The sequence below is a fragment of the Psychrobacillus sp. FSL K6-2843 genome, assembly GCF_038626375.1.
GTDB classification, from domain to species: domain Bacteria; phylum Bacillota; class Bacilli; order Bacillales_A; family Planococcaceae; genus Psychrobacillus; species Psychrobacillus faecigallinarum.
Window position 1 is genome coordinate 1,555,868 of sequence record NZ_CP152021.1, and the last position, 21,878, is coordinate 1,577,745.

The 21,878-nt window shown below is 35.2% G+C and carries 25 protein-coding genes; 22 read left to right on the forward strand and 3 right to left on the reverse strand.

Features of this window, described 5'->3' with window-relative positions; all coding sequences use genetic code 11:
- Window positions 1-16: 16 nt before the first annotated feature.
- The 13 genes from MKY94_RS07595 (at window position 17) to MKY94_RS07655 (ending at window position 11,505) form a co-directional block, all read left to right on the forward strand.
- Window positions 17-577, forward strand: a complete 561-nt coding sequence (locus MKY94_RS07595) for an AAA family ATPase (RefSeq protein ID WP_342578338.1) — start codon at window positions 17-19, stop codon at window positions 575-577.
- A 24-nt stretch (window positions 578-601) separates the two neighbouring features.
- Window positions 602-1,048: a GNAT family N-acetyltransferase gene (locus MKY94_RS07600; RefSeq protein WP_144538150.1), complete on the forward strand. Its 447-nt coding sequence runs from the start codon at window positions 602-604 to the stop codon at window positions 1,046-1,048.
- Between the two features lie 242 nt (window positions 1,049-1,290).
- Complete coding sequence (locus tag MKY94_RS07605) at window positions 1,291-2,076, forward strand: serine hydrolase (protein WP_342578339.1); 786 nt, start codon at window positions 1,291-1,293, stop codon at window positions 2,074-2,076.
- Between the two features lie 41 nt (window positions 2,077-2,117).
- Complete coding sequence (locus MKY94_RS07610) at window positions 2,118-2,981, forward strand: alpha/beta hydrolase (protein ID WP_342578340.1); 864 nt, start codon at window positions 2,118-2,120, stop codon at window positions 2,979-2,981.
- Between the two features lie 29 nt (window positions 2,982-3,010).
- Window positions 3,011-3,577 carry a GNAT family N-acetyltransferase gene (locus MKY94_RS07615; protein WP_154311062.1) on the forward strand — a complete coding sequence of 189 codons (567 nt, stop codon included), beginning with the start codon at window positions 3,011-3,013 and terminating at the stop codon, window positions 3,575-3,577.
- Window position 3,578: 1 nt separating this feature from the next.
- Window positions 3,579-3,779, forward strand: a complete 201-nt coding sequence (locus MKY94_RS07620; protein ID WP_340862916.1) for a hypothetical protein — start codon at window positions 3,579-3,581, stop codon at window positions 3,777-3,779.
- Between the two features lie 30 nt (window positions 3,780-3,809).
- Window positions 3,810-4,466, forward strand: coding sequence for a hypothetical protein (locus MKY94_RS07625; protein WP_342578342.1), 657 nt, complete (start codon window positions 3,810-3,812; stop codon window positions 4,464-4,466).
- A 15-nt stretch (window positions 4,467-4,481) separates the two neighbouring features.
- Complete coding sequence (locus MKY94_RS07630; protein ID WP_342578343.1) at window positions 4,482-5,309, forward strand: sugar nucleotide-binding protein; 828 nt, start codon at window positions 4,482-4,484, stop codon at window positions 5,307-5,309.
- Between the two features lie 291 nt (window positions 5,310-5,600).
- Complete coding sequence (gene dacB / locus MKY94_RS07635) at window positions 5,601-7,058, forward strand: D-alanyl-D-alanine carboxypeptidase/D-alanyl-D-alanine-endopeptidase (protein WP_342578344.1); 1,458 nt, start codon at window positions 5,601-5,603, stop codon at window positions 7,056-7,058.
- A 161-nt stretch (window positions 7,059-7,219) separates the two neighbouring features.
- Complete coding sequence (locus tag MKY94_RS07640; RefSeq protein WP_342578346.1) at window positions 7,220-8,923, forward strand: peptide ABC transporter substrate-binding protein; 1,704 nt, start codon at window positions 7,220-7,222, stop codon at window positions 8,921-8,923.
- A 425-nt stretch (window positions 8,924-9,348) separates the two neighbouring features.
- On the forward strand, window positions 9,349-10,104 hold the full coding sequence (locus tag MKY94_RS07645) for an SDR family oxidoreductase (RefSeq protein ID WP_144538163.1): 756 nt from the start codon (window positions 9,349-9,351) through the stop codon (window positions 10,102-10,104).
- A gap of 207 nt (window positions 10,105-10,311) precedes the next feature.
- Window positions 10,312-10,863 (forward strand): SUKH-4 family immunity protein, encoded by a 552-nt coding sequence (locus tag MKY94_RS07650; protein ID WP_151110422.1) that lies wholly within the window; start codon window positions 10,312-10,314, stop codon window positions 10,861-10,863.
- A gap of 42 nt (window positions 10,864-10,905) precedes the next feature.
- Entirely contained in the window at window positions 10,906-11,505 is a 600-nt protein-coding gene (locus tag MKY94_RS07655; RefSeq protein WP_342578348.1) for an NUDIX hydrolase N-terminal domain-containing protein, read from the forward strand.
- Between the two features lie 582 nt (window positions 11,506-12,087).
- Here the strand turns inward: MKY94_RS07655 and MKY94_RS07660 are convergent.
- Window positions 12,088-12,981 carry a 3-hydroxyacyl-CoA dehydrogenase gene (locus tag MKY94_RS07660; RefSeq protein WP_340862921.1) on the reverse strand — a complete coding sequence of 298 codons (894 nt, stop codon included), beginning with the start codon at window positions 12,979-12,981 and terminating at the stop codon, window positions 12,088-12,090.
- A 240-nt stretch (window positions 12,982-13,221) separates the two neighbouring features.
- Between MKY94_RS07660 and MKY94_RS07665 the strand changes: the two genes are divergently transcribed.
- The 9 genes from MKY94_RS07665 (at window position 13,222) to MKY94_RS07705 (ending at window position 20,225) form a co-directional block, all read left to right on the forward strand.
- Complete coding sequence (locus tag MKY94_RS07665; RefSeq protein ID WP_191696344.1) at window positions 13,222-13,650, forward strand: GNAT family N-acetyltransferase; 429 nt, start codon at window positions 13,222-13,224, stop codon at window positions 13,648-13,650.
- 19 nt (window positions 13,651-13,669) lie between these two features.
- Complete coding sequence (locus MKY94_RS07670) at window positions 13,670-14,452, forward strand: GNAT family N-acetyltransferase (RefSeq protein ID WP_340862922.1); 783 nt, start codon at window positions 13,670-13,672, stop codon at window positions 14,450-14,452.
- A 322-nt stretch (window positions 14,453-14,774) separates the two neighbouring features.
- A complete protein-coding gene (locus MKY94_RS07675; RefSeq protein ID WP_144538169.1) occupies window positions 14,775-15,551 on the forward strand; it encodes an NUDIX domain-containing protein in 777 nt (258 codons plus the stop codon).
- A 62-nt stretch (window positions 15,552-15,613) separates the two neighbouring features.
- The gene (locus tag MKY94_RS07680; RefSeq protein WP_144538170.1) at window positions 15,614-16,159 is read left to right on the forward strand and encodes an isochorismatase family cysteine hydrolase; all 546 of its coding nucleotides are present in this window, start codon (window positions 15,614-15,616) and stop codon (window positions 16,157-16,159) included.
- A gap of 29 nt (window positions 16,160-16,188) precedes the next feature.
- Entirely contained in the window at window positions 16,189-17,661 is a 1,473-nt protein-coding gene (locus MKY94_RS07685) for a nicotinate phosphoribosyltransferase (protein ID WP_191696342.1), read from the forward strand.
- Between the two features lie 19 nt (window positions 17,662-17,680).
- Window positions 17,681-18,295, forward strand: coding sequence for a nicotinate (nicotinamide) nucleotide adenylyltransferase (gene nadD, locus MKY94_RS07690; protein WP_151110406.1), 615 nt, complete (start codon window positions 17,681-17,683; stop codon window positions 18,293-18,295).
- 92 nt (window positions 18,296-18,387) lie between these two features.
- The gene (locus MKY94_RS07695; RefSeq protein WP_342578349.1) at window positions 18,388-18,936 is read left to right on the forward strand and encodes an alpha/beta hydrolase; all 549 of its coding nucleotides are present in this window, start codon (window positions 18,388-18,390) and stop codon (window positions 18,934-18,936) included.
- 232 nt (window positions 18,937-19,168) lie between these two features.
- Entirely contained in the window at window positions 19,169-19,444 is a 276-nt protein-coding gene (locus tag MKY94_RS07700; protein WP_342578351.1) for a hypothetical protein, read from the forward strand.
- A 316-nt stretch (window positions 19,445-19,760) separates the two neighbouring features.
- Complete coding sequence (locus MKY94_RS07705) at window positions 19,761-20,225, forward strand: GNAT family N-acetyltransferase (RefSeq protein WP_342578352.1); 465 nt, start codon at window positions 19,761-19,763, stop codon at window positions 20,223-20,225.
- Window positions 20,226-20,398: 173 nt separating this feature from the next.
- On the opposite strand, the gene MKY94_RS07710 is transcribed toward MKY94_RS07705, so the two are convergent.
- Window positions 20,399-21,016 (reverse strand): hypothetical protein, encoded by a 618-nt coding sequence (locus MKY94_RS07710; protein ID WP_342578354.1) that lies wholly within the window; start codon window positions 21,014-21,016, stop codon window positions 20,399-20,401.
- A 229-nt stretch (window positions 21,017-21,245) separates the two neighbouring features.
- A complete protein-coding gene (locus MKY94_RS07715; protein ID WP_342578355.1) occupies window positions 21,246-21,788 on the reverse strand; it encodes a helix-turn-helix domain-containing protein in 543 nt (180 codons plus the stop codon).
- Between the last annotated feature and the right edge of the window lie 90 nt (window positions 21,789-21,878).

Genomic DNA, 21,878 nt, shown 5'->3' on the forward strand with positions numbered 1-21,878 from the left:
ACGGAGGAAAATGAAAATGGAGAAGTTTGTGTTTATATTTGGTCCTCAAGCAGTTGGTAAGATGTCAGTTGGACAGGAGCTCGCAAAATTGACGGGTCTAAAGCTATTTCATAATCATATGACAATTGATCTACTAGAGCCGCTCTTTGGCTTTAGTGATGAAATGTGGCGGCTCACTCATCAATTTCGAAAGGAAATATTTCAATCATTTACTCAAAGTAATCATTACGGAATGATTTTTACAAAGGTTTGGTATTTTGATAAACAAGAGGATTGGGATGATGTTGAAAGTATATGTCAGTTGATGTCTTCAAATGGGGTCTCTATTTACTTTGTTGAGTTAGAAGCACAAGTAGAGGAAAGATTAAAGCGAAATAAGGATCCACACCGTTTGGAATGTAAACCAACAAAAAGAAACGTGGAGCAATCAGAACAGCATTTACTAAGTACATTGCAAAGCAATAGGTTGAATTCGTTTCCTGAGGAAATTAAACGTGAAAACTATTTAAGAATAGATAATACTTTTTTAAGTCCAGACGAGGTAGCAAAAATAATTAAATCTAAGTTTCATATATAAAATTATAGAATATGAGGAAACAATATGTCTGTAAATTCCACGTTAGAAATAATAAGTGAGTTAACTACAAAGGATCAGTGGATAGAAGCTTATCCTATAATGAAGCAGCTGAGAACTGATTTGACCTTGGAAGCGTACATAGATTTATTACAAGAAATGCAGAAGGATGGTTACAAGCTTTACGCCTTATACTTTCAAGGGAAAATAGCTTCATTAGTCGGTTTTAGCTGGAGAACAAATTTTTACAGTAAGCGTCATATATTTGTCTACGATTTAGTAACCGATGCGTCCCAGCGTTCAGGTGGCTACGGCAAGAAGTTATTAAAATACATACAGGATTATGCTAAAGAAAACGGTGCAGAATATGTAGCACTAGAATCAGGTATTCAACGAATAGATGCACATCGGTTTTATGAAGAAAAATTAGAATATGACAAATGGTGCTATTCCTTTAGAAAAACATTAATTTAATATAAAAAACATTAAACGTCTTCAAAGTATTCATTGAAGACGTTTTTCTTATACGAATAGAGATTTATGATTAATTTTATATGCGTTCAATAAGACAACTAGAGTGAAGCACAGTCTTTATTACATATAGGTATCAGAAAATTCACTTTTAACATATTTTCCATTTATTAGTGTGTTATGATAAAGATAAAGCCTATTCTTGTAGTCTAGGTATAATATTCTTTTTTGCTAGGTGGGGTTTAATGGAAAACATATTAGAAAAATTAAAGGAAATTAAGCAGGGGGAAATTGGAATCACGCTTTACTCAACGACAGAAGATAAGATTTTACTTACTTTAAATAAGGATTTAATAGTGCCATTAGCTTCTGCAGCAAAGATAGTAATTGCTTTTTGCGTTGTAAAATTGGTGGAAGAGCAGAAATATAAGTGGACGGATCAAATACAAAATATAAATTTTAACCCTGATGAGGATAGCGATGTCCTTTATCCTCATTATCAAAATAGGTCCAGCCTGATGCTTTGTGAAGCGGTAGAGGTGATGATTGCCTGCCATGATAGTCATGTAGCAAATAGCATAGTTCAATTTTGTGGAACCTGGGACTATTTTAATCAAAAGATTCGAACCTATTTTAAGAAAATTAATATAAAGCAAAATCCAAAGGATTTAAGTAGCGAGGGCGAGTTAGCTCAAATCTTAGAACTTTTAAAATGTAGTATTCAAGGCTATGATTCAGAGCCAGAAGTATGGGCTCCCCTTATCAATGGTCTAGTTAGGCAAAGAGGAGAAATCAAAGGAATTCCAAGCCACTTAGTAAATCATATGACAGGTGGATTAGATAATGTAGTAATAGATATTGGGATAATCGGTGAATTTTCGGTAGCTCCAATTTTATTCGTTTTAGGAGCCAAAAATTTGCCGAATCGAAATATTAATCAATTGGCGGATGAGAAAATAGCAGAAGCTTTGAAATTAATTTACGAAACATATTGTAAAAGTAACAACGTTCAGGATTGTAAAATTTTATAAAAGGGGACAACTTATGAACGATGGACAGTTGATACAAATCAATGGAAAAGAACTTTGAAGAAAGTAAGACCTGTGACAAAGCTGTCTTATTTCTTCACGGCGGACCAGGAGAGAGCTGCTTTGATTTTTCTTATCACCAGACAAGTAGGTTAGGCAGTCGCTTTAGATTAATTACTTTAGATCAACGTGGTGTTTGTAGGTCGGAGGCTATTAAAATAGAAGAATCTTTTTGTCTAGATGATTTAATAGAAGATTGTGAGGAGCTTCGAAAACATTTGGAAATACAGGAGTGGTCTATTATTGGACATTCTTTTGGAGGCTATCTAGCTGCACTTTATGCTCATCGCTACCCCAATTCAATTGAAAAAGTTATTTTTGAAGCTCCAACTTTTGACTTTGAACTGACAGGAAAGGCACCCCTCAGTAAGACGGCGGATTTATTTGAAAAATATAAACAGCCAGATCTTCAAGAACAGTGCATGGAATTGGCTAAAAGCTCTTATTCGCCAAGATTGCTTGTCGAAGGATATATGGAGCTTAGCTCTTTTTTAAATGATAAAAGAATGGAAATATATACATCTAATTTTGATAATACTACCGATTCAACTGTCTATACAGAGAGCCAATGGGAAATATTTTATGATAAATCAGAAATTCATTTTAATCGTTTGAGAGAAGAAGGAAGTATTTTTAAATCAGCCTTACACTTGCTTAAAGAAATAAATATACCTTGTTTATTAATCTTAGGCGAGCATGATGTAGTGACTTGTCCTATTCAAATAGAAGTTTTTAACAAAGATTTACGACAGGGTGAAGTGGTTTTAATAGAAAACTGCGGACATTCCCCACATTATGAAACGCCAGAGCAATACTGTGAAATTGTAACAGAGTATTTGTTGAAATAAATTTTTTTATGGAAGCTGAGGATTTTAATATGGATCAATTATTTACAATAGATTGTGGTGAAATATTATTAAGAGAGTTTTCAATTGAAGATGTCGGTGCTATTTATGAACTAACATCACAACCAGAGGTTTATGAATTTTTACCTGATTGGCGTTCTACAAAAGAACAACGAGCAAGCTGGGTTACAAACTATGAAATTCCATCAAATCAATCTTTTTTGTCAGCAGTGCCAAATATTGATGATCAAAACTATTTAAAGTTAGGGATTATTTTAAAGAAAAGCGGAAAATTTATCGGTTTTTGCAATACAGGTTTGAAGGAGGAGCTCCCCGAACAAAATCGAGAAATAGCTTATGCAATATCCAAGCATTATCGAAAGCGTGGTTATGCTTCAGAGGCTGTAAAGGGATTAGTCCATTATTTGTTTACATATACAAATGTTCAACTACTAAATACGGTAGTCCTTCCTCGCAATCTTGGATCGCTCAAAGTTATTCATAAATGTGGTTTTTGCTTTAAAGGAACTATCCAAATAGATTCTGAACAACATGAGCATTATACGATAACAAAAGAAGACTGGCTGAGAGGTTATTGAAATGAATATAGTACCATCAAATGAACACATAAATAGTTGGATACAACAATATGTACCAGAATTAGATTTCTTTTTTATTAAAGAATCGGACTTACTAGAATTGGATAAGTATCTTTTTGAAGTGCTAATTATACCGAAGAATGAATTTTTCAAGCACACTTCTTATAATGATATTCAAATTGTGAATAGCTACGAGTATTAGAACATAGCAAATGATGTTCAATATATTATAATGGCGAAATCTGAGTGGTTTAACAAACTACCGAAAGACCAAAAAAATATGTTAAATAAAAGGCAAGTAGAAATAAATAGAGGATTAGTTTTACCTTTAAATAATACAAGCAGTAATATTTCAGAAGATCATTTGGTATTCAAAAATAATAAAACATACATAGTAGTTCAAAGTAAAATGTGGAACTCTCTCTCTTATCAGTTAAAAGTAGAGATGCTTCTGGAATATGCAAAGAAATGGGATAGTTGGTCTTGTTCGGAGTTGCCAGAAAAAGCTCCAATACATTTAAAACAGTTTGCAAATACTTTTCCCTATAAGGCGGGAAGTAATTGCTTATCCGCAACATTATTCGCTGCCACGCAGCATGAATGGATGATACATGAATGGGTACATCCACAAACATTTCTAGAAGGGATTAAGAAGGCGGGGTACTTAATTCATGAAGGAGATGTTGAAGATACTGACATTATTACTTGGATTAATGCAGAAGGAGTTATTCAACATGCCTCTTACTGTATAGGTGATAAGCTCTTCTTCAATAAAAATGGTCAAACCTTCTATAATCCTTGGAAAATAGTAGAATGGACTAAACTTAAAGAAGAATGGAAGAAATTCAATACAAGAATCTATAGAAAACCTTATAATAACCAAATCTAATAACAAGGGAAAGACATGATGAAAATACTAATATTAGGTGCTACAGGATTTTTGGGCTCTACTCTATATCGAAGGGCTTTAGAAGATGACTCGCTAACCGTTGTAGGAACCTCTAGATCACTGAAAAATGAAATAAATTTAATGCATGTAGATGTAACAGACAAACCTTCCATTGTACAAGCTATTAAGAAGAGTATGCCGGATGTAGTAATATGGTGTCTTATGAGTATGGAGGCAGAGGATCAACTAATTCACGTGGGATTGAAAAATGTCCTAGAAGAATTAGAAAGTACCACCAAGCTAATCTTCGTATCTACCGATGCAGTATTTGTGGAAGGGAAAGGCAGCTATAAGGAATTGGATCCTACCGGTTTGTTGCCTAAAGAAGCCCGGCTAGCAGTATATGTGAATGCTAAACATGAGGGAGAAAGATATGTTATGAATACTCATCCAAATAATGTAATAATTCGAACAGGTCCTTTGTATGGCGATATGAATAAATTAGACAATCGAACAGACCAAATAATAAAGAACATTAAAGATGATAAACCATTCCATGCGTGGGCAAATGTTTATAGATCCTTTGTGAATGTGGATGACTTATCTAATGCTATTTTAGAGCTAGCTAAAAATGATGTGACGGGAATATTACATGCTGGGCCGTTAAAGAAGGATAGCTATTATTCTTTTTACAAAAAACGTTTAGAGCAGCTGGGCTTGGATAGCCCACTTTTTCTTCCGAAAATGGTCTCGCAGGAGGAATCTCCTTATCTTTCCTTTGATACATCATTAAACACCGAAAAGATTCATCAACTGCTTTCAACTACTTTTCGAATCATTTAATTACATTAAGCTGAACGGTCATAAAAAATTTTATACGGTCATAACAAAACGAATTACTAAAAATCTACTTTTTTATCGTGCAGCAAACGTAACTACTTCTATTAAAAAGTGAAAAAATCACCACTAATACAAAAGACGCGTTATTCAGAAAGTGTATATAGGCTTATCGAATGAGTGAGGCTACATTAAACTCAATCGAAAAGCCTGTTTTTTATTCCATTGAAGGAAATTTTTTCTTTATGAGGAATATGACCCTTATCTATCAATGAAAATTAGAAGAGGGGGAAGGTTATGAGGAAAAAGTGGACAAGCCTAATGATGGCTTGGGTATTATTTGTAAGTTTACTTGGAATGGGACAGGTTGCTCAAGCAGAAGAACCGTTCGTTTTGACTTTGGATGAGTCAATTTCAAAAATTGTTGATGAAAAACTGACGGGTGGAGAGGTGAGTATCGCGGTTATCGATCGGGTGACTGGTGAGGCTGTGTATGACTATAATGGTCAAACTCCTGTCAAACCAGCTTCGAATATGAAACTAATCACCACTGCAGCAGCACTAGACATTCTTGGAGAAGATTATCGTTTTAAAACAAGTTTATATACTAGTGGTAAGCTATCTAACGGAGTCCTAAAAGGGGATGTATATCTTCAAGGGCAAGGAGATCCTACTCTTATGGAGGAAGACTTAAGACAATTTGCGCAAGCTTTAAAAGCAAAAGGTATTCAAACTATTGATGGAAGAATTGTTGGTGATGACAAGTGGTTCGATGATGATTTGTTAACTCCAGGTATATGGGAAGGTGATGAATCGTATTACTATGCAGCTCCAATTTCTGCATTGACTACATCACCAAATGCTGACTACGATTCTGGAACAATTATCATAGATGTAAGTGGTTCGGCTATCGGAAATGCTCCTTTAGTAAAAGCAACTCCTTATCTTGGAGATTTAGAAATAGTCAATCAAGCTCAAACCGTTGAGGCGGGCCAAAGCAACACCATCACAATTGAGAGATCTTATAGAACAAATCAAATCATCATAAATGGTAACCTACCGATTGATAAAACCAAAAGAGAATGGGTAACGATGCTTCACCCTACTACTCATACGCTCACAATGTTTCAAGCAATACTAGAAGAAGAAGGTATAGAGTATAAAAAAGACAAACTTTATAGAGCAGCAACTCCTAAAAGTGCTACTCTCATCTTGGTGAAAGAATCTATGCCATTGAAGGAATTACTTATTCCTTTTATGAAGCTAAGTAATAATGGAATTGCTGACATTTTAGTAAAAACGATGGGTAAAGTAGAGGGCCATCATGGAAGCACGAAGGCAGGTTTAAAGGTAATTGAGCAATACGGCAAGTCCATCCAATTAAATATGAATGACTGGAAGTTTGAGGACGGGTCCGGAATGTCTCATGCAAACTCGGTCTCTAGCTTTGCTATTAGTGACTTGCTATATAAAGTGCAAGGGGAAGATTGGTTCAATACTTATTTTAATAGTCTTCCTATAGCTGCACATCCTGAAAGAATGGTAGGAGGTACATTAAGAAATCGATTGAAGGATTCGCTCACTTCAGGTAAGGTTTTTGCCAAAACTGGATCTTTAACTGGAGTTAGTACACTTAGTGGTTATCTAGAAGGCAGTAGCGGTCAACAATATATATTCAGCGTATTAGTTCAAAACAAATCCGGTGCAGTGACTGCAATAGATGAAATTGTAAAGGAAATGGCTAGGGAATTATAAATTATAACGGTGAAATAGAGAAGCTAGTAAACGAATGTTTGCTAGCTTCTTCTTTACTAAGGAATTAAGCTGAAAGAATGAGTGAAATCTAAAAAAGCATTGATTTTTTAGAATTTTTAAAATATATTAATATAGTTACAGTACAAAAGGGGGGAAATTATGTGAGGAAGATTAATAGAAAGTTATTATGTGTGTTTTTACTTGTCTTAAGTATTTTGTTAGTTGCTTGCAATCAAGAAGAAAAAACAGAAAGTAGTGCACCAAAAGAGCCTGAAACTACTGAGGGAAAGGATTCTGGTGAGCTTGATGAGGCACAAGAGTTAAATTTAGTTGCAGGTGCTGAAATTCCATCGATGGATTCTGTTTTAGCGGACGATGCAGTTTCATTCAATTATTTAAACAATGTTATGGAAGGTCTTTACCGATTAAATCAAGAGAACATTGCAGTGCCTGCAATGGCTGAGGGAGAACCAGAAGTTTCAGAGGATGGATTGACCTATACTTTTAAATTACGAGATGCAAAATGGTCAAATGGTACTTCAGTTACTGCAAATGATTTTGTGTTTGCCTGGAGAAGAGCGATTGACCCAGACACAGGCAGCTCATATGGACCTTATATGATGCAGGGATTAATAAAAAATGCAACGCAAATTTCAATGGGTGAGATGAGCAAGGAAGAATTAGGTGTAGAAGCAATAGATGAGAAAACATTGAGGGTTACTCTAGAAAGACCAGTGCCTTATTTTAGTTCCTTAATGGCATTTGGAACTTTTTATCCTCAAAATGAAGAGTATGTAACAGAGATGGGAAGTTCATATTCTTCTAATTCTGATAGTCTTATATACAACGGACCATTCGTATTGACTGAATGGGATGGGACAGGCTTGTCTTGGTCACTGGAGAAAAATCCAAATTATTGGGATGCGGAAGTTGTTCAGTTAGACAAAATTAACGTGGACGTAATTAAAGAAACTGCTACATCTGTTAACCTATACGAGAATGGTGAAAAAGATCGAGTTGGTTTATCCGGTGAGTTTGCTCTTCAATATGCCGATCATGAAGAGGTGCTACAAGAACTAAAACCAACAATATTCTATTTGAAGCTGAACCAAGAGCGTGATGGACAAAAGACTGCTCTTTCAAATGTGAAAATCCGTAAAGCAATCGCAATGTCCTTCAATAAAGAGGATTTGGCATCTGTGATATTAGCTAACGGCTCTATTCCAGGAGATTTCCTAGTTCCTAAAGGATTGACATTTGATGAAAATCAACAAGATTTCCGTGAAATTAACGGTGACATGGCTAAGTACAATCCAGAAGAAGCTACTAAACTATTTGCAGAGGGAATGGCCGAGGAAGGATTGACTGAATTAGAATTAGAATTGGTCGGTAATGATGGTGAGCTAGCTCAAAATATGGATGAATATTTAAAAGCTCAGATGGAAGGTAATCTTAAAGGCTTGACTGTCAAGCTTATACCAGTCACTTTCAATGTAAAATTAGATAAAGACGCAGCACAGGATTACGATATTCAAAGTACAGGCTGGGCACCTGACTTCCAGGATCCAATTACCTTCTTAGAATTGTTTGTCACGGGCTCACCACAAAACAATATGTCCTATTCAAACCCGGAGTTGGATAAGCTCATTGACCAAGCAAAAAATGAACTTGCATTGGAGCCAGAGGCACGTTGGGAAGCACTAGCTAAAGCAGAGAAAATTATAATGGAAGAAGATGCTCCAATTGCATCCATGTATCAATCAGGGCTAATGTCGCTACAAAAACCATATGTGCACGGAATCATATCTCATCCGTTTACAGGTGACTATAGCTATAAATGGGCTTATATTTCAGGAAAAGAATAAGAAACTAAGAGTGTCTATCCGTCCCTAGGATATTCACTCTTTTTTATTTAGAGGATTAAAACTAGTTTTCTACATAGTCTGCATATTTGCAAATTGGGAGGAGAATATAATAAAATGGACTATTTATTTTAACCAATTAGGCAAATAATAAGAAGGTGCCAAAAAGGGTGATCCAACTACATTTACGGCCTACTGTGACACTACCGTATAGTCAGAAAATCTTATAAATGGAGACTTTAATATGCTTCTGCAATTATTGCTAAAAGCCCAGAAGATGAAGTATATATGGAAAAGAGAAATAAGTAACGCAAATAAATTCTCCATCAGAATTTAGAGGATAACCTTTATATTTTTAAAAGCTGATTTATTGGAGATTTTTTTGTTTAAGTAGTAGGCTTTAATAGATAAGTTAAGGAGGCAATATAATGGACAAACTTAAAGATAAGGTAATTATTGTTACTGGTGGCGCTGGAGGTATTGGACTTGGTATGTCCAAGGCGATGGCTAGAGAAGGAGCAATATTAGCAATCGTGGATGTTAACGAAGAGGCTGGACAAGCAGGTTTAAAAATACTTCAAGAAATCTCGCCTAAATCTATGTTTTTAAAAGCGAACTTAATGGATAGAGAAAATCTTCCATCTATAGTTACAGCTGTAGCAGAAAAATACGGAAGAATTGATGTTTTAGTAAATAATGCACATGCATCTAAACAGGTGACAATTGAAGAAACGACGCAAGCCGATCTTGACCTGTCATTTGGAACAGGATTTTACCCAACCTTCTATCTAATGCAGGCAGCACTCCCTTACTTAAAGGAATCTAAGGGAAATGTTATTAACTTTGCTTCTGGAGCAGGTTTAAATGGACACGAAACACAAGGTGCTTACGCTGCTGCCAAAGAAGCGATTCGTGGAATTTCCAGAGTAGCTGCCAATGAATGGGGTCGCTTCGGTATTAATGTAAACCTTATTTCCCCTATTGCAAACTCAGAAGGCGTACAAGCATGGGCGAAAGCACAACCAGAATATTATGAAGCCGTTCGCAGCAAAATTCCCCTTGGTCGCTTTGGTGATGTTGAAGAAGATATCGGTCGTGTAGCAGTATTTTTAGCAAGTGAGGATTCTCAATATATCACTGGCCAAACAATTATGGTTGATGGCGGATCTATAATGCTTCACTAAATAAATAAAGAAAGTCAGTGTGATAATTACGTCGCTCTGGCTTTTTTTGTTTATTAACAAGTGAATGGAAGCTCCGCAAGGTTCTCTTTCGTTTCTGCAAGGTTTACTCCACTCTTTATTCTATCCATTATAAAGAACAAGGAAATAGGAACAATTTGTAGAATTATACTAGGTGGCTAACAAAAATGCATAAAGGAGTAGACAAAATTGGAACTAAACGAAAATATACATAATTATAGATTTGATGAAAATGAATATGAATGTTTAAATGTGGAGCTATTTACTAATTCAAACGGTTTTCTATTAGATGTAAAAGAATGGACTATAAAAAATGATTGGTCTTTATCAACATTAGATAATGATTTCAAAGAAAACTTTCTAGCTAGCTTAGAAAAGTTCCAACCATACTTAGTTATTGCTGAAAATAGCAATACCGGAAATTTAATTACGATCTCCCAGACTACAAGTGAAATATATGAGCTTGAGCACGAAATCACGGAAAGAGTAGAAAAATATTTTGTAAATTCCTCATTAGATAGCTGGTTTTCTTGTTTGAAATGTTTTAAAAAGTACTGGCTTTTAATAATAGAAACAGAAAACGAAGAAAAGTTAAAATGCATCTTTAATGAACTAAAGGATAAATTAATGAAATTAGATGAAAGAGTACAGATAAATGAGGATAATTATAATAGACAATTTTGGAACTCCTTGTATCACGATAATTTAAACTTTTTCATTGAGAGACTTAGAGAAAAATAGATTATCTCGATAATATTTACTAATAAAGGAGGGAAATAATAAATGGAAAATCGATTATCTTTATTAGATCAAATTCGATCAATAGCTCAGCATGGTCTTCATTATGCTAATGATCCGTATGATAGAGATAGATATGAAATGCTACTCACCCTAGCAAGCAAAGAATATTCGGAAATTGTTGAAATTAAAGAAAGCATTATTAAAGATAAATTTTTAAAAGAGCTTGGACATGTAACGCCCAAGGTCGGAGTAAATGGTGTGATTTTTTCAGAAGATAGAAAAATTCTTTTAGAGCGTCGAGCAGATGATGGAACATGGGGCATTATTGGTGGTTGGTGCGAAGCTGGCGAAAGTCCTCAAGAATCTTTAAAAAGAGAATTTTTAGAGGAAACGGGTTTAACTGTAAAGGTTAATGAACTTATTGATATATTTACAAGAAAGCCTGGAAACCTTGGACAGCCACATACTTCCTATCACCCGCTTTTTGCTTGTGAAATTATGGAGGGGAAAATGCAAAAATCATTTGAGAGCTTAGAGCTGCAGTTTTTTCACTTAAATGAGGTGAAAAATTGGCACGGTGACCATTATGAAATGGCGAAGAGGGCATATGAATCGAGTATTATTAATGGGGAAATTATTTAATTGCAACGAATAACTAAACCAGCCTCATAAACAAGAGGGGTGAATGGATTGTATTAAAATATCGGGGGATTGTCGTAAAGTAGAGCCTCATTGTAGTAAACGAGCGTTAGATTGTCGTAAATCTGCCTCACAATCAAGAGATGGAAATGGATTGTAGTAAAATATCGGTGGATTGTCGTAAAGTAGAGCCTCATTGTAGTAAACGAGCACTAGATTGTCGTAAATCAGCCTCACAATCAAGAGGTGTAAATGGATTGTAGTAAAATAATGAGGGATTGTCGTAAAGTAGAGCTCGATTGTAGTAAACGAGCGTTAGATTGTCGTAAACCAGCCTCACAAACAAGAGCGAGAAATGGATTGTAGTAAAATATTGAGAAATTGACGTAAAGTAGCGCCCCATTGTAGTAAACAAGCGTTAGATTGTCTTAATAGTCTTTAGGATTTGGATTCCAGTAATACTCCCATGTATTAGATAGTGAGGAATAGGTGAAAATTCACATAGATAAGCTTTAATTTCCCTATCAGAGGAAATGGCAAAGAACCAAAGAAAAAGAAGACTGAAGAACAGTCTTCTTTTGGAATTTATTTTAGGAAATTTGGGTCTTCATATTTTGGGTGTGGATAATCATAGAATCCTTTACCTGTTTGTATGCCAAGTCTGCCTTTATCGATTAGCTCTGTTTTAAAGTATTCTGCTATTTTAGCCTTTTGATCATTACCTGATTTGGCTTTTTCAACTGCTATATTATAAGGTGTGTTAAGCCCAATAATATCTAGAACGCCGAAGGGACCTCTCGATACTCCCATGCCAGCCATCCATGTCTTATCAACTGTTTCAGGGTCTGCAATACCATTAGCTACTAAATTTTGAGCAGCGTCTAAAAATGGTACTAATAAGGAATTTAAAATATATCCAGGTTGTTCTTTGTAAATAGGAAGAGCAATCATATTTATAGCTTTAGCAAATTCAATAATTTCTTCAAATACGCTAGCATCTGTTCTATCATGCTTCATAATCTCGGCTGTGTTGTTTACCCAAATTCTATTAGCGAAGTGCAAGTGAAGGAATTTTTCAGGGCGACCTGTAAATTCAACAAGCTGACTAGGAATCATTGTGGAAGAGTTAGATGCTAAAATTGTTTTTTCTGGTGCAATCTTTGCCAATTTTTCATATAATGCTTTTTTGATGTCTAAAACCTCAGGGACTGCTTCAATTACTAAATCAGCATCCTTAACTGCTTCAGCCAAATCAGTAAACAAAGTTAAACGTTCGTAAGCAGCATCAACTGCCTCTTGGGTAGTCCCTAAGTCTTCTTTATAATCTGCTTTCAATCCAGTTAGTCTTTCCTTGGCTCTCTCTAAAGCCTCATCATTAATATCATAAACGGAAACGTTAAATCCGTTAAAAGCAGTTTGAAATGCTATTTGACTTCCTAAAACTCCACTTCCAGCAACCATAACTTGTTTAATATCCAAACTATTCTCTCCTTCATACAGTCTAATAACTAATAGTTATTTTCTAAATTCTACGTAATATACATCTCAAATTCATACAATCAACTTTCTCAATTTTGCTTATCTAAAATATATCCCCTAATTAATTGGAAAATTTAAAGAATAAAGTATTTATCATTCTGTAGTCATGTTAAAATTAGATAAGAATCAATTTACCAATTTTAGGATTTATCGACTTTATTAAAGAAGAGGTGAGAACATATGGAACTACGAATGATAAGAGAAGATAATAATGAATCTAAAAAAAATATTAATGAACGATTGTATTATTTTAATCTTGCACACTTTCCGGAGGATTTAAGAGGTAGGTATGAAGAGGTTAACATTTTTTTAAAGGATGAAAATGATAATGTACTTGGAGGGATTTTGGGAGAAATCTGCTGGAATTGGCTAGAAATTCATGTTTTGATAATGGATGATTCGCTACGGAATAAAGGATTTGGTACAAAGTTGTTAATGGAAGCAGAGGAAATTGCTAAGGAACAAAAATGTGACTTTATCAAATTGGATACTTTAAGCTTTCAGGCGTTAGACTTTTATAAAAAACATGGGTATGAAGTATATGGAACTCTTCCTAACGTAGGTAGGGATTTTAACCATTATTACTTGAAAAAAGATTTATTGAATTAAAAGAGATAGGAGTAATTTAATGACCATGCAGAATATACATGCACTAGACATTTCATATTGTGAAACATTTTCGAGAAAAATAGATAAGCCTTGGGGAATACTATTTTATAATGAAAATCAGCCTAATTACTATGACGCAAATCATGCAAGGATAATGAATGCTTGTGAAGAGCCTCAAAAAGTAGTTGAAGAGACAACAAAATTCTATCAATCAAAAAATATTGTTCCTAGATTTTATATTTATGATTTAGTAAATCAGCAAAATTTACTTTCCGAATTAAAATTGAGAAATTTTAAATATGAAGAAATGATTAGCCCAGTTCAATTATGGGATAACAAAGAACTTAATATACCACCTAATCCTATGGTGACGATTGAAATAGTTACAGATGAAAACTATAAAGAAGCACTAAAGATAGAAGGTAGCATTAAAGAGTTCGGTGGCATTGAAGTAATGGAAAAAGTTTTTGAGGAGCAGTTTAATCATCCAGCTTTCACTCATTATCTTCTCCGTTACGATGGTATTGCCTGCTCCACTGCTTGTATCTTTGAAGATGGCAATCAAGCTAGAATGGAAAGTGTTGCTACATTAGAAGCCTTTAGAGGTAAAGGATTAATCGGTCAAATCATTGATTATATCCAGCAAGAGATAAAGAAAAAAGGGATAGAAATGCTTTGGGTTTTGCCGATAAATGAAGCTATAGAAAAGGTCTACCAAAAATATGGATTTGAAACAGTCGAAAAATACATATCAGGTCACGCGTTTTTAAGTGGGAAAAGCATTAAAGAAATTCAAGGATAAACCTAGGTAAATAAATAGGAAATATAAGATTATTGGCTTGGTTCATTTTAATGAGCTAAGCTTTTTGGACGGATTTTAGGCTTTCTGCAAGGTTTATGCTTGTTTCCGCAAGGTTCTCCCCGCTCTTTGCATGTTCTGTTTGTCTCCCACAATCCTTAGTGGGCAATTCGTATACAAGAATTGGACACTAAAAAATTTCCAAGCTGTTTCTTTTGTTTGACTTTTCAGTTGACTTTTTTATTTCCAGATATTACAATACAATAAAGATTAACAAATCGTTAATCAAAAATGAATTAAATCGTCTTCGAAAGGAGTGCTAGATATGTCTAACGAAGAAGCGTTAAAGCAATATAATATTAGTAAATATAAAACCCCTGATGGCTATACATCGGACATTGCGGTTTTCACCATCATTCCAGAAAACAAGGAAGAGCACAAACCACCAAAAATGTCACTAAAACTAATGCTAATTCAGAGAGCGTTCCTCAATGCAGAGGGAGAGACAAATATAGAAGCGGGAAAATGGGCGCTTCCTGGAGGGTTTGTCCAAGAGGATGAAACAGCTTTGGAAGCTGCTAAAAGAGAGTTAGAGGAAGAAACCGGTGTAGCCGATGTACTGATTAAACATTTCGGGGTGTACGACAAACCTGGGAGAGACCCACGCGGATGGATTATTACGAACGCACACTATGCAATTGTTCCCATGGATTACCTTTCTAAAAGAAAAGCTGCAGATGACGCAGCAGAAGTTGAGTTATATTCCATTGATGAAGTATTAAACCTTAAGTTAGCTTTCGATCACCAGAATATTATTACAGATGCTATTCGAATAATCACTAATGATTTGCTTCAAACAACGGTGGCTAAAAACTTCTTGCCGAAAAATTTCACTTATTCGGAGCTGCAAGCGGTACTAGCAACGGTAACTGATGAACCAAGTATACTGAGCGAACAATCATTTGCTCGCAAGATTAAGACCCTTCCTTTCATTCAAAAAGTGCCAGGCAAAAAGACACAAAGGACTTCTAAGTCACCGGCGGCCCTATACGAATTTTTGGAGATGGATATTATAAAATCAATTTATACGGCTAGGTATTAATTTTTTTAATATTTATGATTAACATTTTGTTTGTCAATAACATTAATTAGGAGGAAGTTAAAATGAAAGCACTTATTAACATTGATTACACAAATGATTTTGTTGCAATGGATGGAGCTTTAACATGTGGTAAACCAGGGCAAGAAATTGAGCAAGAAATTATACGCCTAACAGAATCTTTTCTTCAGGAAAATCATTACGTAGTGTTTGCGATTGATCTACACAAGCAGGGAGATCCCTATCACCCAGAAACCAAATTATTTCCTGCCCACAATTTAGAAGGAACAGAGGGTCGTAAATTATACGGTGGACTGCAAGAGGTATATGAAAAGCATAAAAGTAGTAACCAAGTGTATTGGATGGACAAAACAAGATACTCTGCTTTCGCTGGGACAGATTTAGAAATAAAACTACGCGAAAGAGGAATTACTGAAGTTCATTTAGTAGGAGTATGTACCGATATTTGTGTGCTTCATACTGCTATGGACGCTTACAACAAAGGCTTTAAGATTGTCATCCACAAGGAGGCAGTTGCTAGCTTCAACCAAGTGGGACATGACTGGGCATTAGGGCATTTCCAAGGCTCTTTAGGAGCGGAAATTATTTAATCGAATTTAAAAATAGGAGGTTTTGTTAAATGGAAAGGTTATATAACGACGATAGCTTGGCACTTCATACGGACCTTTATCAAATAAATATGGCACAAACGTATTGGAAAGATGGATTTCACAATCAAAAATCTGTGTTCGAAGTTTATTTTCGAAAGCTTCCCTTTGGTAACGGCTATGCTATTTTTGCCGGTCTAGAGCGAGTAATCCAATATATAAACAACTTCCATTTTTCTGATACTGATATCGATTATTTAAGAGAACAGGGCTATGAAGAGGAATACTTGAATTACTTAAAAGGTCTTCGATTCACTGGTACTTTGAGAAGTCTAAAAGAAGGAGAGCTGGTTTTTCCGAATGAACCAATTTTGCGCATAGAGGCTCCACTGGCAGAAGCTCAGCTGATTGAAACTCCTATTTTAAACATCATCAATTTTCAAACGCTTATTGCAACTAAGGCAGCACGAATCAAACAAGTAGTTGGAGATGATACAACTTTAGAATTTGGTACACGTCGTGCTCAAGAGATGGATGCGGCTATCTGGGGCACAAGAGCTGCTTATATTGCAGGTTTCAATGGGACATCTAATGTCAGAGCTGGAAAACTGTTTGGGATCCCTATTGCCGGTACCCACGCTCATTCATTGGTTCAGGCTTATATTGATGAATATTTAGCGTTCACCAAGTATGCCGAGAGTCATAAGGACTGTGTATTTTTAGTCGATACGTACGATACATTGAAGTCGGGTGTGCCGAATGCTATCCGAGTAGCAAAAGAGCAGGGGGACAAGATTAATTTTAAGGGTATTCGGTTAGACAGTGGCGACTTGGCCTATTTATCAAAAGAAGCAAGGAAGATGCTGGACGAAGCTGGGTTCAAAAACACAAAGATATCTGCCTCTAATGATTTAGACGAGGAAACCATTATGAACCTCAAAGCACAAGGTGCAAAAATAGATACATGGGGAATTGGAACAAAGCTAATCACTGCTTTCGACCAGCCTGCATTAGGGGCTGTTTATAAGCTTGTTTCTATAGAAGGAAAAGATGGGGAGATGGTGGACACTATCAAAATTAGTGCGAACCCAGAAAAGGTTTCGACCCCTGGCCTCAAAAAGGTTTACCGAATCATTAATCGAAACAATGGAAAATCAGAAGGTGACTATATCGCATTGGAAACAGAGGAACCTCAAAACGAGGAAAGATTAAAGATGTTCCATCCGGTCCATACATTTATCAGCAAATTTGTTACCAATTTCGAAGCAAGGGAATTGCATCATACGATCTTTCAAAATGGAATTCTTGTTTACGATCTTCCTTCCATTCAAGAAATTCGAGAAAATGTTATCGAAAACTTGGAGCTGCTTTGGGATGAATATAAGCGCCCACTTAACCCGGAAGAATATCCAGTTGATTTGAGTCAAAAATGTTGGGATAACAAAATGACTCGAATTGCGGAGATTAAAGAGAAGACTCATAAAATGATGAAACAAAAAAAATAGATTTACAGGAGGAAACAATATGGCTAGGATTGGAATCTATGGTTCATCCTTTGATCCCATCACGAATGTCCATTTATGGACGGCGAGTACAGTGGGACGCAGGTGTCGTTTGGATAAAGTAGTCTTTTTACCTTGCTCGCATAAGAGAAGGGACAAAGAGATGAATGTTGCAGATAGTCATCGTTGGAATATGATATTACTTGCTATCGAAAATAACGAAAATTTTGAAGCGGATGACTATGAGATGAACCAGGAAGCTTGGAATGCAAATACTTATGAAACGATGAAGCATTTCAAAGAAAAGTATCCAAATGATGAAGTGTTCTTCATAATGGGAGCTGATTTACTGGTAGACATAGGCGCTGGTAAATGGCAAAGAGGTGAAGATCTAGTGAAGGAAAACAAATTTATCGTAATGGCAAGAGATGGAATCGATATGCTAAAGGTAATCAGCAAATCACCTATCTTAAGAAACAACGATGAAGGCTTTCATCTCATAGACAAAGGCCTAGCAATGGAAATCAGCTCTTCCTATATAAGAGATGAGTTTGCAATGGGTGGGGAGCCAAGATATCTTCTTCCAGATAATTGTTACCAGTACATTATAGATAATTTACTTTATCAAAGAGAATAGATCGAAGACGCCTGTATTATTGTAACAGGCGTCTTTTTAAGTTTATGCAATAAGAGATTGAATAGAAAGTAATTAAAGATTGGAGAGGTTTAATGACTACCTATCAGCTTTGCCAAAAAATTAATGTAAATGAAGTGGAGTTTTATTGTGAATCTATCAAAGGTTCTAATGATAATCTCACGATTGTATTCGAGTCTGGGTATGGATGGGATAGTAATAATTGGCTTCCGATAAAGCATAAAGTCTCTAAGTTTGCTAACGTTTTTATGTATGACAGAGATGGCATAGGCAAAAGTGAGAAAAGTAATAAACCCAAACACAGTTTTCAAATTATAGAAAATTTAAGATGTCTTCTTCGTAAGTTAGATATTAAACCACCATATATAATGGTTGGTCATTCATTCGGAGGAATTAATGTAAGATTATATGCAAGTAAATATCCCCAAGAAGTAGTTGGAATAATACTTTTAGATTCTGTACACGAGGATCAAAACCAGAGAATGATACCCTTATTCACAAAGGAGGTCCAAGAAGAATACTTAGGGCAATTTGTGGTAGAAGCTTCCCTTGATGAATTTGAAGAAAGTCTGGAACAAGTAAGAGGAACAAACCTTAACACTATTCTCCTTATTGAAAAGTAATTTTTTATGTTAAAATAAAAAATGACATTTAAACCTTATAATGGATTTTCACAACTAGGAGATATGACGGGCATTTATATGCTTATATGAAAAAGCAAGAAATCAAGAAATAGCATTTTCTAGAGTTGATAATTTGATTTTTTTGTTTTAATTCGATAATCGAAACTATAAATCTAATTCTGGAAGTGAAATTAAAATGAAAAGAATATATTGGATCATTTTATCCAGCCTGATGATTGTAATTATGTTAATAGTTTTCTTTTTTTACAGAGCAGATTACCACGGAGTAATAAGAGGTTTAGAAGGTAATCAATTTACCTTATACCCTCTTAAAGTTAACCCTGAATACGAACATTATACTCCTGTAATATTTTTTTCTAAGGATACTTATGTGATAGGGGAAACCAATAGTATCACCGATTTAAAACATGGACAAGAAGTGGAATTGTGGGTAGAAGAAATCGATGAAAAGAAAATCGCAAAAAAAATTAAGGTAATAAATGAATAATAAACTAAAGTAACTTCCAACAAACTATTGTACATAAACTTATCAACCAGGTGTTGAATATCATTTTAATAGGTGATAAATATGTACTCAGTACACAGAATTGAATTGGATCAGTTTTTATTTGCGAATATATCGGAGAACTCATGGGATGATGAAGGCTGTTATTTGAGTTATATTTAGTAGTCTTAGAAGTTTTACTGCTCCCGAATATAACAAGTTATTGTGAAAAATCTATTTATACTCAAACGAATAAAGATTTTCGTAAGGAAATTATTTATAAATGATATATCAATACATTTATCAAAGGAGCACCAATATGATTAAGCTTATCGAAATGAAAGATCATGAATTTAAACAATATCTAGATTTTATGATACCTGATTATGCTAAAGACATTTCAAGCAACTATAATCTCCCTATGGATAAAGCAGTGGAAGAATCTGAAATAATGATGAAGGAATTATTCCCGAATGGATTATCTACAGAGGGACAATTTTTATACAATATTCACGACTCTCATATAAATAAGCAGGTAGGGATTCTTTGGTTTGATATAAACAAGGAAATTAATCGAGCATACCTTTATCATATTTTCATAATAGAAGCCTATAGGCAACTTGGTTACGCAACTAAAGCAATAGAGGAACTACAAGAAAGAGTAAAAGAGCTTGGAATGGATTCAATTGGATTAAGTGTATTTGGTAACAATAAAAATGCACAAAGACTTTATGAAAAAATGGGCTATACATCCTCATCAATGTCCATGTATAAGTTGTTATAATTTTATTTATAACTTATCTTATTCAACATGAAATTTGCATTTATGACTAAGCAACAGTCGAAACAAATAAGGAAACCTCTTGAATCATCCCCGATATGATTAACTTGTTGGCATAGTCATCCTAAAGATTTGCTTTCTCGGAAGACAAAACACCCCACATAGGGGGTGTTTGTTCAATCCTCTTTCAGTATATACAGCTTCACGTTGTAATAGCCTTCTAGGAAGTGAAGCGTCCCTTCAGGCGCAATGGCTTCCTCCAGGTACTGATAAGTTATATACGGTTCGGTCAATCCTTCGACACGCACACGCTCCACATTAAGACGAAGCTTTTCCCCATCTGGAATGTCCCCACCGCTCAGCTGATAGGAATACAGCTTGCGCGGAGGGTCGGTGAAGGATACCATCTCAGCACGCATGGAGTTAATTTCCTTGTACTCATCAATCTTTAGGGTCACCAGTGGCAATGTAAGGATATAGTACTCTTCTACCTGTTCCTCCCACTCTGTGATATGTTCCTCCTCATAGGAGTCCACGATGACACATAGGTAGAATCCGCCAAAAACGGTAGCAAGAAGGGTTATAAAGAACACCCCGACGAAGGCAAACAGACTGATCTTCCGAAACAAGAACCACATCAATATTAATGCTAGTACGATAAATGCTCCCCCGATGATTAACCAGCGCTCCGTAGAAGACAGGATAAGCGCCTCCTCGTAGGTACGTAACACATCTGCTTTTGTAATATCTTTTCCCCCTTTTTTTGTCCGTAAAGAGTAGCAACGTTTCTCCATCCTTCTCTATAAAGGATACCACGGAAAGAGGGGGGAAATCTAAAAAAGTTAAAATGATGGTTTTGTGTTATATTTTTACAAAATAAGTCATCAGGAACCTGAGCACTTACTTTCAATAATGCTCAAATGGGCGAAGGGACAGCCGATGCTCTGCTATCTCACTGGCGTCTGCATTTTCCTGAGCGTCCCTTGAAGCATGTGCAATCCCTCATGCAGGTATCGCTTAAATCTAAAGCTTAGGAATTATGTTAACTGCAACGGTTTTATTGTTTGTTTTCTCGTTTGAGTTGCTCATTTTATAATATTTTATCATTAGATGGTTTAGTTCATTTTGGAAAAGCGTAAATTGCTCATCAGATAAGGCCAATTCTATTAATGAGAATGTTGCTGTATCTTCAACGTTTTCCTTATCCTCTAGTAAAGTTAAATAATTTTGATATTGGGATAGTAAAACCAATTGATAGTTGGAAATATAATTTAATTTTTGTTCCTTTGTAAGGCTCTTCCAATCCTCGTCATTTATACCTGCTGCCTCTTCTTCATTAAGAGCATAAAATTTTTCAATGACGGATCTTACCTTCCTTTCCTTGACGATTTTTATGATACTTTCATCCAATAAAATTTGAATATGGCGATATAAGGTTGCTTGTGGCACATCTTTAATAATGGCAATCATTTCTAATGTGCTTACGCCTTCTTCTTTATTTTTCATTAGAGCTTGTAATATTTTCATTCTCACGGGGTGCATTATTACCTCTACTTTGTTACGCATAATTAGTTCCTCCTACAAGATAGATGTGATGTTATCAATATTTAGAGAGTTTCATTCCTATAACAGAGAACATTATCAAAAAATATAAAA

Excerpts from the sequence above, each read along its gene's own strand:
- MKY94_RS07595 (WP_342578338.1), top strand. The coding sequence starts at position 17 with ATGGAGAAGTTTGTGTTTATATTTGGTCCTCAAGCAGTTGGTAAGATG.
- MKY94_RS07600 (WP_144538150.1), top strand. The coding sequence starts at position 602 with ATGTCTGTAAATTCCACGTTAGAAATAATAAGTGAGTTAACTACAAAG.
- MKY94_RS07605 (WP_342578339.1), top strand. The coding sequence starts at position 1,291 with ATGGAAAACATATTAGAAAAATTAAAGGAAATTAAGCAGGGGGAAATT.
- MKY94_RS07610 (WP_342578340.1), top strand. The coding sequence starts at position 2,118 with ATGGAAAAGAACTTTGAAGAAAGTAAGACCTGTGACAAAGCTGTCTTA.
- MKY94_RS07615 (WP_154311062.1), top strand. The coding sequence starts at position 3,011 with ATGGATCAATTATTTACAATAGATTGTGGTGAAATATTATTAAGAGAG.
- MKY94_RS07620 (WP_340862916.1), top strand. The coding sequence starts at position 3,579 with ATGAATATAGTACCATCAAATGAACACATAAATAGTTGGATACAACAA.
- MKY94_RS07625 (WP_342578342.1), top strand. The coding sequence starts at position 3,810 with ATGGCGAAATCTGAGTGGTTTAACAAACTACCGAAAGACCAAAAAAAT.
- MKY94_RS07630 (WP_342578343.1), top strand. The coding sequence starts at position 4,482 with ATGATGAAAATACTAATATTAGGTGCTACAGGATTTTTGGGCTCTACT.
- dacB (WP_342578344.1), top strand. The coding sequence starts at position 5,601 with ATGAGGAAAAAGTGGACAAGCCTAATGATGGCTTGGGTATTATTTGTA.
- MKY94_RS07645 (WP_144538163.1), top strand. The coding sequence starts at position 9,349 with ATGGACAAACTTAAAGATAAGGTAATTATTGTTACTGGTGGCGCTGGA.
- MKY94_RS07655 (WP_342578348.1), top strand. The coding sequence starts at position 10,906 with ATGGAAAATCGATTATCTTTATTAGATCAAATTCGATCAATAGCTCAG.
- MKY94_RS07665 (WP_191696344.1), top strand. The coding sequence starts at position 13,222 with ATGGAACTACGAATGATAAGAGAAGATAATAATGAATCTAAAAAAAAT.
- MKY94_RS07670 (WP_340862922.1), top strand. The coding sequence starts at position 13,670 with ATGACCATGCAGAATATACATGCACTAGACATTTCATATTGTGAAACA.
- MKY94_RS07675 (WP_144538169.1), top strand. The coding sequence starts at position 14,775 with ATGTCTAACGAAGAAGCGTTAAAGCAATATAATATTAGTAAATATAAA.
- MKY94_RS07680 (WP_144538170.1), top strand. The coding sequence starts at position 15,614 with ATGAAAGCACTTATTAACATTGATTACACAAATGATTTTGTTGCAATG.
- MKY94_RS07685 (WP_191696342.1), top strand. The coding sequence starts at position 16,189 with ATGGAAAGGTTATATAACGACGATAGCTTGGCACTTCATACGGACCTT.
- nadD (WP_151110406.1), top strand. The coding sequence starts at position 17,681 with ATGGCTAGGATTGGAATCTATGGTTCATCCTTTGATCCCATCACGAAT.
- MKY94_RS07695 (WP_342578349.1), top strand. The coding sequence starts at position 18,388 with ATGACTACCTATCAGCTTTGCCAAAAAATTAATGTAAATGAAGTGGAG.
- MKY94_RS07700 (WP_342578351.1), top strand. The coding sequence starts at position 19,169 with ATGATTGTAATTATGTTAATAGTTTTCTTTTTTTACAGAGCAGATTAC.
- MKY94_RS07705 (WP_342578352.1), top strand. The coding sequence starts at position 19,761 with ATGATTAAGCTTATCGAAATGAAAGATCATGAATTTAAACAATATCTA.
- MKY94_RS07710 (WP_342578354.1), bottom strand. The coding sequence starts at position 21,016 with ATGGAGAAACGTTGCTACTCTTTACGGACAAAAAAAGGGGGAAAAGAT.
- MKY94_RS07715 (WP_342578355.1), bottom strand. The coding sequence starts at position 21,788 with ATGCGTAACAAAGTAGAGGTAATAATGCACCCCGTGAGAATGAAAATA.